The sequence below is a fragment of the Kitasatospora hibisci genome, from assembly GCF_043950205.1.
In the GTDB taxonomy this organism is placed as follows: Bacteria; Actinomycetota; Actinomycetes; order Streptomycetales; family Streptomycetaceae; genus Kitasatospora; species Kitasatospora hibisci.
The window spans coordinates 7,771,321-7,787,676 of sequence record NZ_CP171642.1; the positions used below are offsets into that span (position 1 = coordinate 7,771,321).

Consider the following 16,356-nt stretch of genomic DNA (forward strand, 5'->3'; position numbering starts at 1 on the left):
ATGGGTGGCAGGCAGCGCCGGCCGAGAGTGCGGAGCCCTCGACCGGGCGGGAGCGTCGGGGCCGGCCGGGCGCGGGTGGACACCCGGGTGGAGATCGCCCGTTTGGAGGGCTACCTGGCATGGGAGGCCGAGGTGTCGGCGGCCGCTCGGGACGCCAAGGCCTTCGCCGCGCAGTTCCCCTGGCTGTCGCCGGGGGAGCGGGAGAGCCTCGAACAGGCCTACGCCGCCGAGCGGTTGCGCTACGCCGAGGATGTCGTGGACCGTGCCGTGGAGCGCTGCCGGCAGCTGGCGGCCCGGTACCGCGAGGAGTGCCGCGGGATCTGCGCCCGCTGGGCGGCGGTCTGCCTCTCGGTCGCGTTCGGCGTGGTGCTGCTCGCCGTGGTGCCGTTCGCGCTGCGCCCCTGACCGTCCGTCCGTCACCCGGTCGATCGGGCGACCGCCGGCCCGAAGCGACGGGGCCCGCCACACCTCGACGGTGCGGCGGGCCCGTCGCTTCGGGCCGCGGATCAGTGGTGGCCGTGGCCGCTGGCGATCTCCTGGTGTTCCTCGGCGGTGGGCTTGGCGATCTGGCTGCCCTGGCCGTAGAAGCCGCGGGAGAGCTTGACCCGGGTGCGCTCCAGCAGGCCGACCTTGCGGGCCACACCGTTCTCGTCCACCTCGGCCGGCAGCATGTGCGGCTGCGGCTGCTCGTGCGAGGTGAGCGTGTACAGCCGGTCCTGTGGCAGCGGGGCGTGCACCTCGATGTACTCGCCGTGCTGCAGTCGCTGGATGACGCCGGTCTCCCGGCCGTGCAGCACCTTCTCCTTGTCCCGGCGCTGCAGGCCGAGGCACCACCGCTTGGTGATGACGAAGATCACCACGGGCACCACGAAGAAGCCGATCCGTGCGGCGTTGGTGATCGCGTTGATCGACAGGTCGAAGTGGGTGGCGAGCAGGTCGTTTCCGCCGGCGGCGAGCAGGACCAGGTAGAGGCTGACCCAGGCCGCACCGAACGCCGTCCGGACCGGTGCGTTGCGCGGACGGTCCGCGATGTGGTGCTCGCCCCGGTCGCCGGTGATCCAGGCCTCCAGGAACGGGTAGCCCCAGATCGCCGCGAGCACCAGCGGGAAGATCATCAGCGGGACGAACACCCCCATGTTGAGGGTGTGGCCCCACAGGCCGATCTCCCAGCCCGGCATGATGCGGATCAGGCCTTCGGAGTAGCCCATGTACCAGTCGGGCTGGGCGTCCGTGGAGACCTGGTCGGGCCGGTACGGCCCGTACAGCCAGATCGGGTTCACGGTGGCGATGGCCGACATGAAGGCGACGACGCCGAACACCAGGAAGAAGAACCCGCCGGCCTTGGCCATGTAAACCGGCATCAGCGGCATGCCGACCACGTTCTGCTCGGTCCGGCCGGGCCCCGCGAACTGGGTGTGCTTGTGGTAGAAGACCAGGATCAGGTGGGCCACCAGCAGGCCGAGCATGATCCCCGGGATCAGCAGGATGTGCACGGTGAACAGTCGCGGCACGATGTCGACGCCGGGGAACTGGCTGCCGAAGATGAAGAACATCAGGTAGGTGCCGACGATCGGCACGGCGAGGACCGCGCCCTCCATGAACCGGATGCCGGTGCCGGAGAGCAGGTCGTCGGGCAGCGAGTAACCCATGAAGCCGTCGAACATGCCGAGGATGAGCAGCCCGGCGCCGAAGAGCCAGTTGATCTCGCGCGGCTTGCGGAACGCGCCGGTGAAGAACACGCGCATCATGTGCACCAGCATGGCGGCGACGAACACGATCGCCGACCAGTGGTGGATCTGCCGCATCAGCAGGCCGCCCCGGATGTCGAAGCTGATGTCCACCGTCGAGCGGTAGGCCTCGGACATCTCGACGCCGCGGAGCGGGATGTACTGCCCCTCGTAGATCACCTCGGCCATGGAGGGCTTGAAGAAGAGGGTCAGCCAGACGCCCGTCAGGATGATGATGACGAAGGTGTACAGGCAGATCTCGCCCAGCATGAAGGACCAGTGGTCCGGGAAGATCTTGCGGATGTTCGACTTGGCCAGGGCGTAGATCCCGAGCCTGCCGTCGGTCCAGTCGGCGAGGGCCTCCACCTTGTTGGCGGGCTCGGCCCGCGTGCTGGTGACCGGTCCCGGGCTCGACTGCTGGTCGGCTCTCACGACGGGCTCCCCGGCGTCCGCTGCGAACCGACCGGGGAGCCTGCCTGCGGGGCTGCCGGCCGGCGGAGTGTTGTGATCATGGGACCTCTCGATGCGGGGCGGCCGGGGGGCCCGGCGTCGCGGATCCGCCGATCCGCCGGCCCCGTTGCTCAAAGTGATGGAGCGCTTACTCTGCCATGCTGTCGGCAGCGGGCCGCCTGTGCACGTCCATCGGCCCGTCCGGCGGCTCGTGTCGGCCCGTCCGGGGGGTCTTGACGCCGTTCGGCCGCCGGTGGGGGGTGCCGGGGGCCGCCCGAGTGCTGGTGACGTCTCGCTGAATCGATTCGCCGCGCGCCGTGCGCCGGGAAGGCGTGGTCCCCGTCCTACGCTGCGCCAATGGTGGATCACCGTGAACTCTTCGAGGACGTGACCGCGACCCTGGCCCACGCCGGGTTCGACACCGGACGGGGGCCGTCGGGCCTGCGGATCGGCCACCGGCCGCAGGGCGTGGTCGTCGGTTGGACGCCGACGGAGGCGTGGGCCGACGGGCCGGCCGGGTGGCCGGACGGCGTCGACGGCTTGGACGGCTTGGACGGCATGGACGGCGACGGCGGCGCGGCGGGCCCGCCCCCGGCCGACGTCGTCCGGGCGGCGGTGAGCGGTGCCGTCGCCGTGGTACTCCGGGCCTCCGGCTACCGGGTGACCGAGACCGCGGCCGACAGCGTGCTCGTCACCGCCGGCCCGCCACCGGTCGAGGCCGCGCCCGACCCGCGGGCCGAGCCGGCCGCAGTCCCCGAGCAGTGGTGGGGCTGACGGCGGCGGTGGCGCAGCGGGGGTCCGCCCCGCGGCAACACGGGGGCCGCGCCGTGACCGGGTCGCGTCAGTCGGCGGAGGTGGCGCGGCGGGAGGGCAGCAGTTCCGCGATGTCGTGCGGCAGCACGGCGGCGATCTTGTCCATCAGCTCCGGTGCGAGTGCCGCGTCCAGGACTTCGAGGACGGCGGCCGACTCCAGGATCCCGCCGTCGTCGCTCGTCCCCGCCCGGGCCGCGACCCGGCCGGCGAAGACGGCCAGGCTGAACCGTTCGCCGGAGGCGTGTGCCAGTCCGTGCTCCTCGGTCTGGTGCGCGGCCTCCCGGACGGGGGCCGCCAGCTCGGGCGGCAGCTGGGCGGCCACATGCGCGGCGAGCCCGGCCGGGAGGCGCTCGCCGAGCGTCTGCAGGACGGCCGCGGTGGCCTGTGCGGCGGCGGGCCGGTCCGGCAGGCCGGTGAGCTGCTGCACGGTGGCGATGATCTCGTCGTACCTCATGGCCGAGTCCCCTTCCGCCCGCCCCGGCGAAGCCCTGTCTGCGAGGCTACGCCGCCCACTTCGACGGCTGCCACAGCGCCGCGTGCAGCGGTGGCGGACAGGCGGGCCCGGGCCCGGCTCCCCGGGCAGGACCGGGACGGCTCGATCGCGCGCTCGCCCGAACGGGTGAGCGGGGCCCGGCGCGTCCTATGGTGGAAGGGCCCGGCAGACGCGGGCGCAGGAGCGGATCCCGATGGAGCGTCGCACGCCGAAGAACGAGGACCGGACGACCGGGCCCGGCGGCCTGACCGTCTCCGTCCGCCCCTGGGCCGGTGGGACCGTGCTGACCCTGAGCGGCGAGCTGGACATGGTCTCCGCCGACCTCCTCCGGACCGCACTCGACTCGGCGCTGCAGACCGCCGGCACGACCGTCGTGATCGACTGCGGCGGTCTGGGGTTCTGCGACTCCACGGGCCTGAACGCGATGCTGCGCGGTCGGGCGATCGCGGACGCCGGTGGCAGCCGGATCGAACTCGTGCGCCCTCGCCCGCTCGTCCTGCGGATGCTCGAACTCACCGGCGCCACCGATGCCTTCCGGATCCGCGACGAGCCGCCCGACTGACCGGAATCACGTCCTGGGCCGGTGCGCGGCCGGAACCGCGCGGCCGCGGTTCGGGTGCGGGCCCGCACCGCCGGGACCGGTGCCGGACCTCCCGCCTCCGCCGCCTGTCACCGCGCGCGAACCGATGGCACAGTGGTAGCTGGGGCGGCGTAGCCGCTCCCGCGGCCCGGTGGCGTCCGGACGGCCCGCCCCGCCGTACGGCCGATCCGGAGGACGGTACCCGTGAGCGATGCACCGGTGACGCCCCCGTACGGGCACGGGCCCGTACCGGAGGACGCCGAGCAGCGGGCCCGGGCCGCCGATCAGGGACTGCGGCAGCTGCTGGCCGGTCTGACGGCGGTGCGCGACGGCGACTTCCGCACCCGGCTGGCTCCCGGGCAGCCCGGGGTGCTCGGGGAGATCGCCGACGTCTTCAACGGCATGGCCGACCAGCTCTCCCGGGTGGCCGACGAGGTGACCAGGGTGGCCCGGGAGGTGGGCACCGACGGGCGGCTCGGCGGGCAGGCCGACGTCCGGGACGTCTCCGGGACCTGGCTCCAGCTCACCGACTCCGTCAACGCGATGGCGGGGAACCTGACCTGGCAGGTGCGCAACATCGCGCAGGTGACCACGGCGGTGGCCCGCGGTGACCTCACCCAGAAGATCGAGGTGGACGCGCGCGGCGAGATCCTGGAGCTGAAGATCACCGTCAACACCATGGTCGACCAGCTCTCCTCGTTCGCCGACGAGGTGACCAGGGTGGCCCGGGAGGTGGGCACCGACGGGCGGCTCGGCGGGCAGGCGCAGGTGCCCGCGGTGGCCGGCACCTGGCGCGACCTGACCGACTCGGTCAACTCCATGGCCGGCAACCTGACCAGCCAGGTCCGGGCCATCGCCCAGGTGGCGACCGCGGTCGCCGAGGGCGACCTGACCCAGAAGGTCTCGGTCGCGGCGCGCGGCGAGATCCTGGAGCTGAAGACGACCATCAACACGATGGTCGACCGGCTCTCCTCGTTCGCCGGCGAGGTGACCAGGGTGGCCCGGGAGGTGGGCACCGACGGGCGGCTCGGCGGGCAGGCGGACGTCCGGGACGTCTCCGGGACGTGGCGGGACCTCACCGAATCCGTCAACGTCATGGCGGACAACCTCACCGCACAGGTGCGCTCGATCGCCGAGGTGACCACCGCGGTCGCCGAGGGCGACCTCACCCAGAAGATCCGGGTCGACGCCCGGGGCGAGATCCTGGAGCTGAAGGAGACCATCAACACGATGGTCGACCAGCTCTCCGCCTTCGCCGACGAGGTCACCCGGGTCGCCCGGGAGGTCGGCACCGCCGGGAACCTGGGCGGCCAGGCCACCGTCCGGGGCGTCTCCGGCACCTGGAAGGACCTCACCGACAACGTCAACGTGATGGCCTCCAACCTGACCGGGCAGGTCCGCTCGATGTCCGAGGTCGCCACCGCCGTCGCCCGGGGCGACCTCTCCCGGAAGGTCACCATCGAGGCCAAGGGCGAGGTGGCCGCTCTCGCCGACGCGATCAACACCATGGTCGACACCCTGTCGGCCTTCGCGGGCGAGGTGACCAGGGTGGCCCGCGAGGTCGGCACCGAGGGCATCCTCGGCGGCCAGGCACGGGTACCCAACGTCGCCGGGACGTGGAAGGACCTCACCGAGAACGTCAACTCGATGGCGACCAACCTCACCAACCAGGTCCGCAACATCGCCCAGGTCACCACGGCGGTGGCCAACGGTGACCTCACCCGCAAGATCGACGTGGACGCGCGCGGCGAGATCCTGGAGCTCAAGACCACCATCAACACCATGGTCGACACCCTCTCGGCCTTCGCCGCCGAGGTCACCCGAGTGGCCCGCGAGGTCGGCAGCGAGGGCCGGCTCGGCGGGCAGGCCGAGGTCGAGGGCGTCTCCGGCACCTGGAAGCGGCTCACCGAGAACGTCAACGGGCTGGCCGGCAACCTCACCCGGCAGGTCCGCGCGATCGCCGAGGTCACCAGCGCCGTCGCCGCCGGCGACCTCACCCGCTCGATCACCGTCGACGCCTCCGGCGAGGTCGCCGACCTCAAGGACAACATCAACGCGATGGTCGGCTCGCTGCGCGAGACCACCCGCGCCAACCAGGAGCAGGACTGGCTCAAGACCAACCTCGCCCGCTTCTCCGCCGCCATCCAGGGCCGGCGCGACATCCGGGCCGTCGCCGAGATGATCACCGATGAGCTCACGCCGCTGGTGGGTGCGCAGTTCGGCGCGTTCTACCTCGTCGAGGAGGCACCGGACGGCACCGAACTCGCCCTGATCAGCAGCTACGGCCGCCCGGCGGGCGAGGGCCCGCACCGCGTACGGCTCGGCGAGTCGCTGGTCGGGCAGGCCGCACGCAGCCGTCGCGGGATCACCGTCGACGACCTGCCGCCCGGCTACGCCACCATCGCCTCCGGGGCCGGCCGGACGGACGCCCGCTCGCTGGTCGTCCTGCCGATCGCCCTGGAGGAGTGGCTGATCGGGGTGCTGGAGTTCGCCTCGGTGCACTCGTTCAGCCAGGTCCACCGGGACTTCCTGGCCCAGTTCGCCGAAGCCTGCGGCGTCAACATCGGCACCCTGCTCGCCAACGCCCGCACCGACGAGCTGCTCGGCGAGTCCCAGCGGCTGACCGCCGAACTCCAGGACCGCTCCGATGAGTTGCAGCATGGGCAGGAGGAGCTGCGACGCTCCAACGCGGAGCTGGAGGAGAAGGCGGCACTGCTGGCGGAGCGCAACCGCGACATCGAGGCCAAGAACCTGGAGATCGAACAGGGCCGTCAGGAACTGGAGGAGCGGGCCCGGCAGCTCACCCTCGCCTCGATGTACAAGTCCGAGTTCCTGGCCAACATGAGCCACGAACTGCGCACCCCGCTCAACAGCCTGCTCATCCTCGCCCAGCTGCTCGCCCAGAACTCCAGCGGCAACCTGACGGCCAAACAGGTCGAGTACGCGGGCGTCATCCACTCGGCCGGCTCCGACCTGCTCCAGCTCATCAACGACATCCTCGACCTCTCCAAGGTCGAGGCCGGCAAGATGGAGCTCAGCCCCGAACCGTTCCCCGTCCGCGAGTTGTTGGAGTACGTCGACTCCGTCTTCCGGCCGCTCGCCGACCAGAAGGACCTGGACTTCACCGTCACCGTCGACCCCGCCGTACCGGCCGAACTCGTCACCGATCAGGCCCGGTTGCGGCAGGTCCTGCGCAACCTGATCTCCAACGCGGTCAAGTTCACCGACGTCGGGCGGGTCGAGCTGCGGATCGAGCGCGCCGCCGAGGCCGACCTGCCGAACGAACTCGGCCACGCCACCGCGGCGGTGGCCTTCCGGGTCCAGGACACCGGGATCGGCATCGCCCCCGAGCACCTGGACACCGTCTTCGGGGCGTTCCAGCAGGCCGACGGCACCACCAGCCGCCGCTACGGCGGAACCGGCCTCGGGCTCTCGATCAGCCGCGAACTGGCCCGGCTGCTCGGCGGCACCATCACCATCCGCTCCGTCGTCGGCGAGGGCAGCTGCTTCACCCTCTACCTGCCGGTCGGCCCGCACGACAGCGGGGTGCGGCCGGCTCCGGCGGGCGTGAGCGAGACGGCGGGCGCGGGGGCGGACGAGCCGAGCGAGACGGAGGGGGCCGGGGCAGGGGAGACGGGCCGCGGGCGGGCCCCGCAGGCGCTCGTGGTCGAGCCGGACCCGCCCGGCCTGCTCACCCTGCTCGCCCGCAGCGTGACCGCCTCGCCCGGTGAGCCGGCGGCCCCGGCCCGGATCCGCAGCGTCGGGCACCCGGCCGAGCTGCGCGCCGCGCTCGGCGACGGCCCGTACCGCTGCGTCGTCCTCGACGTCGGCGGCTCCGCCGACCTCGCCCGGGAGGCGCTCGCCGCCCTGGCCGAGCCCGCGGCGGGGACAACCGAGGAGGGGGAACACGGGGACGGGGGGCCGGTACTGCTCGGCTACCGCGGTGGCGGCGAAACCGGCCGGGGAGCGGACGCACCGGCGGGCCCCGGTGCCGGCTGGGAGGGTGTCGAACTCGTCGCCGGACTGGACGAGTTGCGCGAGCGGATGGCCGCCTGCCTCGGCGGCGGCCGGCGGTCCGACGCCGCCGGGGCCGACACCCGAGCCGGGACAGCGGGCCGCGCCCCGGCCGACGAACCGCTCGCCGGCCGCACGGTCGTCATCGTCGACGACGACGTGCGCAACGTCTTCGCCCTCACCTCGGCCCTGGAGGAGCACGGCGTCTCCGTCCTGCACGCCGCCGACGGCCGGGCCGGGATCGACCTGCTGCGCGCCCACCCCGAGACCGCGGTGGTCCTGATGGACGTGATGATGCCCGGTCTGGACGGCTACGCCGCGATCGCCGCCATCCGCGCCGACGAGCGGCTGGCGCAGGTCCCCATCATCACCGTCACCGCCAAGGCGATGCCCGGTGACCGGGACAAGAGCCTGGCCGCCGGCGCCGACGACCACGTCACCAAGCCGGTCGACACACCCGCACTGCTCGACCGGATGCGCGACCGGCTGGCACCGCCGTGAGCGGGCCGGCGGGGCGGCAGGCCGGCGACCCGGGCACCGCCGTGGTGGCCCGCGAGCTCGCCGAGAACGTCCGCCGACTCCAGCAGGACCTCGACCGGTTCCGCGCCGAGGGGATCGCCCGCTCGGCGGTGGACCTCGCGACCGGCATCCTCGCCGAGCGATTGCGCTGTTCCCCCGACGAGGCGGCCGTCCACCTCGCCCGGCTCGCCAGGGAGACCGGGGTACGGGTCGCCGATCTCGCCGCGGACGTCGCCGGCCGCCCCGGGGAAACGGTCGAGATCCGTGCGGGCGGGGTGGGGCGCCGCTCCGGCGACGAGCTCCGGCCGGCATCCGGGACGCGCCCCGACGACCGGCCGGCGGGACCGGCGAGCCTTCCGCCGACCCCGGCCCTGGCCGCCGTCCCGGATCTGCAACAGGCCGTCGACGCGATACTCGACCAGACCGCCCGACCGCTGGGGAGCAGCGCCGTCGCCGTCTGGCAGCAGCTGCCCGGGGGCGCCCTCGTGCTCGCCGCCCACGCCGGCATCGGCGCCGTGGAGGCCGAGAGCTGGAGCCGGGTGCCGCCGGGCGTCGACACGCCGGCCGGGCGCGTCGTCCGCTCCGGCCGGGTGCTCTGGCCGGAGCCGGCCGACGGTGCGGACGGCCCCGGGACGGTAGCTCCGGGGCCGGCAGCGGAGCCGGGGGCGGCGAACGGCCCCGGGACGGCGAGTTCGGTCCAGGCAGGAGGGACGGAGCTGGCGGGACGAGCGGAGCGGACGACCGGGACCGGGGAGCGGGCCGTCGAGTCGGGAGCCCCGGCCGCCAGAGGTCCCGGCGACCGCGTCGTCCTCCCGCTGATCGACGGCGGCCGCTGCCGCGGCGCCCTGGAGCTCCGCTGGCCGGGACCGGTCCCCGCCCTGAACCAGTCGCTGCGCCGGCAGCTCCACGCCCTCGCCGAACTCTGCGCCGGACTGCTCGGCGAGAGCGCCCCGGCCGGTCCGGCCGCCCCCGGCGTTGCCGCGGACCAGGCCGGACCGCTGCTCGACGGCCTGCTCACCCCCGGCCTGCTGCTCGCCCCGGTGCTCCGCGACGGCGAGCTCGTCGATTTCCGGATCGACCAGGTCAACGCCCACTTCCGCGACCCGCTCGGCCGCCGCCGAACCGCGCTGGAGGGCACCACACTGCTGGAGAGCTATCCGAATGCCTCCGCCACCGGTCTCTTCGACCGGCTGCAGCACGCCCACCGCACCGGCGAGCCCCAGCCGGCCGAGCTGCTGCACCTGGTCTTCCAGAGCGGTTCCACGCCGCTGCCCGCGACCGTGCGGATCGCGGTCGCCCCATGGGGCCGGCGCCTCCTGGTCAGCTGGCAGGTGGAGACCGACCGCTCGGGGGAGGGCGACCAGGCCGCCCTGCTCCGCCAGGCCCAGCGGATCGCCCGGGTCTGCGGCTTCGAGGAGCACACGGCCACCGGCCGGATCCTCTGGAACGAGGGCCTCCGAGAGCTCTACGGCCTGGCCGCCGAGGCGGACCCCGTCCCGCTCGCGCGGCTGGCCGACCACGTCCACCCGGACGACGCGCCCGCCCTCCGCCGGCTGCTCGACTCCGTGCAGCGGCGGCACCGCACGTCCGCGGCCGTCTTCCGGATGGTGCACCCGGACGGCACCCAGCGCTACACCCGGGTCGTCGCCGAGCCGGTCCTGGACGAGGCGCGGCGGGTGACCGGCGTCCGCGGCGCGTACCAGGACGTGTCGTCCCAGCGCTGGACGGAGGTCGCGCTCGGCGCCACCCGGGAGCGGCTGGCCGACAGCGAGCAGGAGACGGCCGAGAGCGAACAGCTCGCGCTCCGGCTCCAGCAGGCCATCCTGCCGGCCGAACCGCCGCCGCTCGGTGCCACCGGCCTGAGCGCCGCGGTCCGCTACCGCCCGGCCGCCAAGCGCGACCGGGTGGGTGGTGACTGGTACGACGTCCTGCCGCTGCCCGACGGGCAGGTCCTGCTGGCCGTCGGAGACGTGGCCGGCCACGGCGTCGGCGCGGCGACCGGCATGGTGGCGCTCCGGCACTCGCTGCGCGGCCTCGCGATCACCGGCGCGGGGCCCGGCCGGCTGCTGGAGTGGGTCAACACCCTCGCGCTCCGCGAGCCGGGTCAGGTCACCGCCACCGCGGCGTGCGCCCTCTACGACCCGGCGGCCGGCGCGATCCGCTGGGCCCGGGCCGGCCACCTGCCGCCGATCCGGCTCGGCGCGGACGGTGCTCACGTCCTGCCGCTGCCGCACGGCGTGCTGCTCGGCGCCCTGGAGGACGCGGAGTACGAGGAGTACACCACCGGTCTGGCGTCCGGGGAGGTCCTGCTGCTCTACACCGACGGCCTGGTGGAGCGGCGGGACCGCCCGGTGGAGGAGTCGGTCGACCAGCTGATTCGGGCCGCGGGCGCGCCCGGCGCCGACCTGGAGCGCTACCTCGACCATCTGCTGGAGGTCAGTCCGGCCGACACCGACGACGACACCTGTCTGATCGCCGTCCGGGTGGAGTGAGCGACCGGACCGGGCCCCCCGGGGCCCGTGGAGGGCGGCGTCCGTTCGGGCCGGGTGGGGTTCGTTAGGTTCGGCGAGGTCGGGGTAGGCGCGGCCGAGCAGACGAACCGAAATGCGGGGGAGCACGGACTGAGAGGACGACCGCCATGCTGCTGCTCGGACTACTGCTGATGGCGACCACCGGTGCCTTCGCCGGTCTGCTGATCGCCGACAACCTCGACGGCGGCCCCGACTACACCGCGAGCGTCCTCGGCAACGACGTGGCGACCCTGAGCAGCCTCGGGATCTTCCTCGCCGGCATCGCGCTCGCCCTGCTCTTCTGCCTGGGCCTGGCCATGATCGCCCGAGCCCGTCGGGCGCATCGCCCGGTCCGCCTCGGTACCGAGCCGGCCTACCGGACCGGGGAGTCCGCCCCGGCCGCGCGGGCCGAACGCCGTCGGCCGTACGACCGCTGGTACGGCGTGCCCTACACGGAGGCCGAGCGGGCGGCGCGCAGCGGCGGGCGCGAGCCGGGGACCGCGGCTCCGCCGCCCGACGCCCCCGGCCGGTCCGAAGCCGCGGACGTGGACGCCGGACCCGGTACTCCCGGCACGTCCGGTACTCCCGGCCCGTCGGGAGCGTTCGGTGCTCCCGAGGCCTCCCGCGCGCCGGATGCCCGGGTCGCGGAGGAGCCGGGCAGCCGGGAGACTGCGGATCCTGCCGTCCCGGTCCGCTCCGGCGGCCGGTTCCGGCACCTGCTCGGCCGGTGACGGCAACTGCGATGGAAGCGGTCGGTGCTGACGGATTGCCCGGCGCCCAGGGGGTGGCCCTACGATGGTGATCATGACCAAGGAAACCGCCCTGGACCGCGAGAGAACCGACGTCCGGGTGAGCATCGTCGGCGGCCACAAGCTCGACGGGAAGACCCTCCACGAGCGGACCGTCACCGCCTCGCTGATCGGTGGGGCCGACATCGACCTCACCGACCTCGACCTCCCCGACGGCGCCGAGATGAAGATCACCAAGCTGAGCCTGATAGGCGGCGTCAGCATCACCGTGCGGCCCAACGTCCGCGTGGTGGTCGGCGGCGTGCGCCTGGGCGGCGTGAGCGACGACGGCCCCACCGTGGCCGGCGGCCCGACCGTCCGGGTGGACGCCTGGGGCCTGCTCGGCGGGGTCAGGGTCAACCGGGCGTAGGAGTGTCCGACACGCCTTTGCCCTTCCGGTAGACCGGTGCGGGGGAGCCGACGACCGGGCGTCGCCGACGCCCGGTCAATCCCGTCGGCCGGACATGGCGGCCGGTGCGCCTCCCGCCGCCTCGCGCAGGAGGGCGAGGAAGGCGGCGGAGGCCGGAGGCAGCGACCGGGCCCGGAGCGTGGCCGTCTGCACCAGCCGAACGGGTGTGTCCTCGGGGTGCAGGGCGACGAGTGCGACGTCGGTCCGGGCCGCACGGGCGGCCAGCGAGGGGATGAGCGTCGCCCCGAACCCGGCGGCGACCAGACCCAGCTTGCCCGTCCACCCCGCCACCACGTACTCGACGCGCGGCCGGAAGCCGCTCCGCACGCAGGCGGCGAGGAGGGTGGACTCGGTGTTCCGGCTTCCCGCGATCCAGTCCTCCCCGGCCAGTTCGGCGAGCCGCACCCGGTCTCGCGCGGCCAGTGGGTGCTGCCGGGGGAGAGCTACCAGGACCGGGTCCTGGACCAGCGGGTGGAGGTCGAACAGCTCGCTGTCGTAGCCGTGTTCGGGATAGCCGGCGACCACGGCGAGGTCGATCGCCCCGTCCTGGAGCCGGTCGAGCAGGTCGGCCGACAGGCCCTCGGTGAGCGAGATCGCCACCTTCGGATGGGCCGTGCGGAAGGTCGCCAACGCCCCCGGCACGAGCGCCGCGTTGGCACTGTCGAACGCGCCGACCCGCAGCCGGCCGAGGTTCAGATCGGTGAGCGCCGCCAACTCCTTCCGGGTGCAGTCGAGTCGGTCGAGCATCGCCTCGGCGTGCGGCAGCAGGGCGCGGCCGTGCTCGGTCAGCCGGACGCCGCGCGCCAGGCGGTCGAAGAGCTCGACACCGAACTCCGACTCCAGCGTGGAGATCTGACGTGATATCGCCGACTGGGTGAACCCCAGCCGGTCCCCGGCGGCGGTGAACGAGCCCAGATGTGCGGCGGTGCGGAAGACTTCGAGCCATGCCATGTCCATACCGCATGGCTACCATGCGAGACATTCGCTTGTCGCCTGCCTCCGCTCTCCCTAGCGTGGAGGCCATGGAGAAGATCGCATTTCTTGGACTCGGCCGCATGGGCCTGCCGATGGCCCGTCGACTCGTCGACAGCGGGTACCCGCTGACGGTCTGGAACCGGACCCCCGGCCGTGCCGACGGCCTCACCGAGGCCGCGAGCCCCGCCGAGGCGGCCCAGGGCGCCGGCATCGTCATCACCATGCTTTCGGACCCGGCGGCGGTCGAGGCGGTGGGCGGACGGGTCGCCGACGGACTCGCGCCCGGCACGCTCTGGATCGACATGTCGTCCATCGGCCCGGCCGCCACGGCCGCCCTGCGCGACCGGCTGCCCGACGGTGTCGCGCTGGTCGACGCCCCGGTCCTGGGCAGTGTCGGCCCCGCGGCCACCGGGGGGCTGACAGTCCTGGCGGGCGGCCGGGCCGAGGACCTCGACCGGGCGCAGCCCGTGCTCGGGACGCTCGGCACGGTGCTGCGCTGCGGTGGCCCGGGCTCCGGCGCGGCGCTCAAGCTCGTCGTGATCAGCGCGGTGGTCGGGGGAGTCGCGCTGATCGGCGAGACGCTGGCGCTCGCCGACTCGCTCGGCCTGCCGGAGGAGCTGGCCCTCGGCGTCCTGGCCAACGGGCCGCTCGGCGGAGCGGTGGCCCGTGCGCGCAGCCGGGACGCGGACTTCCCGATCCGGCTGGCCGCCAAGGACGTCGACCTGGCCGGCGGAGGACCGGTGCTCACCGCCGTCCGCGACCTCCTGCTCGCCCACCCGGACCTCGCCGAGCAGGACCTCTCCCGGATCGTCGACGCGATCCGCCGGTAGGCGCGCCGCGCCGCCGGCGGGTACGGTCCCCACCGCGGACCCGGCCGGAGGCGTCCCGGAGCAGCCCCTCGCACCGGGTGCCGGGCATCGGTGTGACCCCGGGGAGGTCCAGCACCCGGCGGCGGATCCGCCGCTCCAGCTCGTCGCGGGTGAAGCTCTGGATCGTCACGCCGGTGCGGTGTCTCGGTGCGAACCCGCCGGGGAGGAGGAAGTCGATGCCCAGCCCGTAGTCGAACACGGGCGCGCCGTCGGCCTCCAGCTCGCCGCGCAGCCCCGGGAAGAGCTGCTCCAGGAGGTCGCCGCCCCTCGCGAGCATCGTATGCGCGCGCCCGAACTCCCCTTTCCCGCACCGAATTCCATCCGAACGAGCGACGGGCGCCCGCTCGGTGGTGGCAGCGGTGGCGGCCGGGGGACCGGGGCGGGGAGGGCCGACGGTCCGGTCGGCGCGGACTCAGGAGAGCTTGCGCAGGGCCTTGGTCATCAGGGCCGAGGTCTCCTCGGCGGGTGGGAAGGGGTAGCTGTCGGTGGCGAAGAACTCGACGAGGTATCCGCCCCTCGCGGCGGTGAACTTCTCCACGACGGCGGGCGCGTAGAGGGTGCCGCCCTCACCGCAGGTCAACGTCTCCCGGCGGCCCACGATGTCGAGGCCGGGAGCCTGCGGGGCCGGCAGCGCGGTGATGGTGATCTCGCAGCGCATGGAGCTTCGACCGGTCTTGAGGTCCGCCGTGAAGGACGCACACTCGGAGACCTCGTCCCGGACGGCCTGCAGGTGCCGGGCGGCTGCGGCGGGATCGGCCTTCCGGAGGCCTTCGTTGAAGCCGTAGTGGGTCCTCGCGTCGCCGCCGTCCCGGATGTACTCCACGGTGTCGTCCTCCGAGTGCTTCCAGACGACCTGCCGGTTGCGGGCCGCGCACGGCCAACTGCCGGAGACGGGCTTGAGGTAGCCCATGTCACCCGCACCCCAGTCGGTCCTGTAGCCGGCCGGCAGCTCGCTCTTCTGCAGGAGTTTGGACTGGATCTCCCCGGTCGAGGAGAAGTAGGGCACGGCGAAGGCCACACCCAGCGCGGTGACGCCCGCGACGAGGGAGGCCGTGATCACGCCCCACCGCCGCTTCGGGCGGCCGCCGGGGGCCGCCTCGTCCGCCTCGGGTGCGGGAACGCCCGGTGCAGCGGTCTCCGGCACGAACGTGTCCGGCGCGGCGGCAGGTCCGGCCGCGGCCGGTGTCGGCGCCGGCCCGGGATCGAGGACGGTGAACGGCGTGGTGGGCGGGGGGACGGCCGGCCCGGTCGGGTGGGCGGCGACGAGCTGTGTGGGCGCCTCGCTGCCGGCCGCCGTCGTGGTCGCCGGAGTGGGGCGGGGCACGGCGGCCGGCCCCCCGAGGAGCGCGGTGGCCGCCTCGACGGTGAGCCGCTGCCGCGGGTCCTTGGCCATCAGGCCCTGGATCACCGTCGCGAGGATGCCGGTGTGCCGCATCGGCGGGGCCTCCTCGGAGACCGCGGCCAGCAGCGAGGCGGTCGGCGTGGCCCGCCGGAACGGGGACCGCCCCTCGACGGCGTGGTACAGCGCGACGCCGAGGGAGAAGAGGTCCCCCGCCGGCCCGTCGCCCTCCCCCTGGATCCGCTCGGGCGCCATGTACTCGACGGAGCCGATGACGGCGCCGGACACCGTCAGCGCGGTCTCCTCGTGCCGCAGCGCGATGCCGAAGTCGGTCAGCAGGATCTGGCCGTCGTCGGCCAGCATGATGTTGGCCGGCTTCACGTCGCGGTGCACGATGCCCGCCGCGTGCGCGGCGCCGAGCGCCGAGAGCATGGCGGCGGCGATCCGGGCGGCGTGGTCGGGCGCGAGCGGCCCGCCCGCCTCCAACCGGTCGGCCAGCGAGCCTCCCGCGACCAGCTGCATCACCGTCCACGGCACCCCGTCCGCCACCACGACGTCGTGCACGGCGACGACGTGCGGGTGGTCGCGGAGCCGGGCGGCGCTGCGCGCCTCGCGCTGCGCCCGGAGCAGCCGCTCGCTGGTCTCGGCCGCGTCCATGGCCGGGGCGAGCCAGACCTGCTTGACCGCGACGTCGACGTGCAGCACGGTGTCGGCCGCCTGCCAGACCTGCCCGAACCCGCCGGCGCCCAGTCGGCGCACCAGCCGGTACCTGTCCGCGATGACCAGGCCCTCGCGCGCCTCTTCGCCTGCCGTACCGCCCGCAGCGGCTGCCATCGCCGTCCCCCCTCGTCGACCGGCGCCATGATAGCG

12 protein-coding genes are annotated in these 16,356 nt (G+C 74.1%); 8 read left to right on the forward strand and 4 right to left on the reverse strand.

What is annotated here, in order from left to right; all coding sequences use genetic code 11:
- The first annotated feature begins 87 nt into the window (after window positions 1-87).
- A complete protein-coding gene (locus ACF9IK_RS33760) occupies window positions 88-405 on the forward strand; it encodes a hypothetical protein (protein ID WP_395297870.1) in 318 nt (105 codons plus the stop codon).
- 101 nt (window positions 406-506) lie between these two features.
- Here ACF9IK_RS33760 and qcrB read toward each other — a convergent pair whose 3' ends face one another.
- The gene (gene qcrB / locus ACF9IK_RS33765) at window positions 507-2,093 is read right to left on the reverse strand and encodes a cytochrome bc1 complex cytochrome b subunit (protein WP_395298757.1); all 1,587 of its coding nucleotides are present in this window, start codon (window positions 2,091-2,093) and stop codon (window positions 507-509) included.
- Window positions 2,094-2,534: 441 nt separating this feature from the next.
- On the opposite strand from qcrB, the gene ACF9IK_RS33770 reads away from it, so the two are divergent.
- Window positions 2,535-2,951: a hypothetical protein gene (locus ACF9IK_RS33770; protein ID WP_395297871.1), complete on the forward strand. Its 417-nt coding sequence runs from the start codon at window positions 2,535-2,537 to the stop codon at window positions 2,949-2,951.
- A gap of 67 nt (window positions 2,952-3,018) precedes the next feature.
- On the opposite strand, the gene ACF9IK_RS33775 is transcribed toward ACF9IK_RS33770, so the two are convergent.
- Entirely contained in the window at window positions 3,019-3,444 is a 426-nt protein-coding gene (locus ACF9IK_RS33775; RefSeq protein WP_395297872.1) for a DUF2267 domain-containing protein, read from the reverse strand.
- Window positions 3,445-3,676: 232 nt separating this feature from the next.
- Between ACF9IK_RS33775 and ACF9IK_RS33780 the strand changes: the two genes are divergently transcribed.
- The 5 genes from ACF9IK_RS33780 (at window position 3,677) to ACF9IK_RS33800 (ending at window position 12,264) form a co-directional block, all read left to right on the forward strand.
- Window positions 3,677-4,045, forward strand: coding sequence for an STAS domain-containing protein (locus ACF9IK_RS33780; protein ID WP_395297873.1), 369 nt, complete (start codon window positions 3,677-3,679; stop codon window positions 4,043-4,045).
- Between the two features lie 309 nt (window positions 4,046-4,354).
- Window positions 4,355-8,578 (forward strand): HAMP domain-containing protein, encoded by a 4,224-nt coding sequence (locus ACF9IK_RS33785; RefSeq protein WP_395298758.1) that lies wholly within the window; start codon window positions 4,355-4,357, stop codon window positions 8,576-8,578.
- Window positions 8,575-11,088: a SpoIIE family protein phosphatase gene (locus ACF9IK_RS33790; protein WP_395297874.1), complete on the forward strand. Its 2,514-nt coding sequence runs from the start codon at window positions 8,575-8,577 to the stop codon at window positions 11,086-11,088. The genes ACF9IK_RS33785 and ACF9IK_RS33790 overlap by 4 nt, the downstream gene beginning before the upstream one ends.
- Before the next feature lie 146 nt (window positions 11,089-11,234).
- Complete coding sequence (locus ACF9IK_RS33795; protein WP_395297875.1) at window positions 11,235-11,837, forward strand: hypothetical protein; 603 nt, start codon at window positions 11,235-11,237, stop codon at window positions 11,835-11,837.
- A gap of 73 nt (window positions 11,838-11,910) precedes the next feature.
- Window positions 11,911-12,264 carry a hypothetical protein gene (locus ACF9IK_RS33800; RefSeq protein WP_395297876.1) on the forward strand — a complete coding sequence of 118 codons (354 nt, stop codon included), beginning with the start codon at window positions 11,911-11,913 and terminating at the stop codon, window positions 12,262-12,264.
- A gap of 75 nt (window positions 12,265-12,339) precedes the next feature.
- On the opposite strand, the gene ACF9IK_RS33805 is transcribed toward ACF9IK_RS33800, so the two are convergent.
- Window positions 12,340-13,254, reverse strand: coding sequence for a LysR family transcriptional regulator (locus ACF9IK_RS33805; RefSeq protein WP_395297877.1), 915 nt, complete (start codon window positions 13,252-13,254; stop codon window positions 12,340-12,342).
- Between the two features lie 71 nt (window positions 13,255-13,325).
- On the opposite strand from ACF9IK_RS33805, the gene ACF9IK_RS33810 reads away from it, so the two are divergent.
- Complete coding sequence (locus tag ACF9IK_RS33810; RefSeq protein ID WP_395297878.1) at window positions 13,326-14,108, forward strand: NAD(P)-dependent oxidoreductase; 783 nt, start codon at window positions 13,326-13,328, stop codon at window positions 14,106-14,108.
- A gap of 451 nt (window positions 14,109-14,559) precedes the next feature.
- Here the strand turns inward: ACF9IK_RS33810 and ACF9IK_RS33815 are convergent, their stop codons facing one another.
- Entirely contained in the window at window positions 14,560-16,320 is a 1,761-nt protein-coding gene (locus ACF9IK_RS33815; protein WP_395297879.1) for a serine/threonine-protein kinase, read from the reverse strand.
- Window positions 16,321-16,356 lie beyond the last annotated feature (36 nt).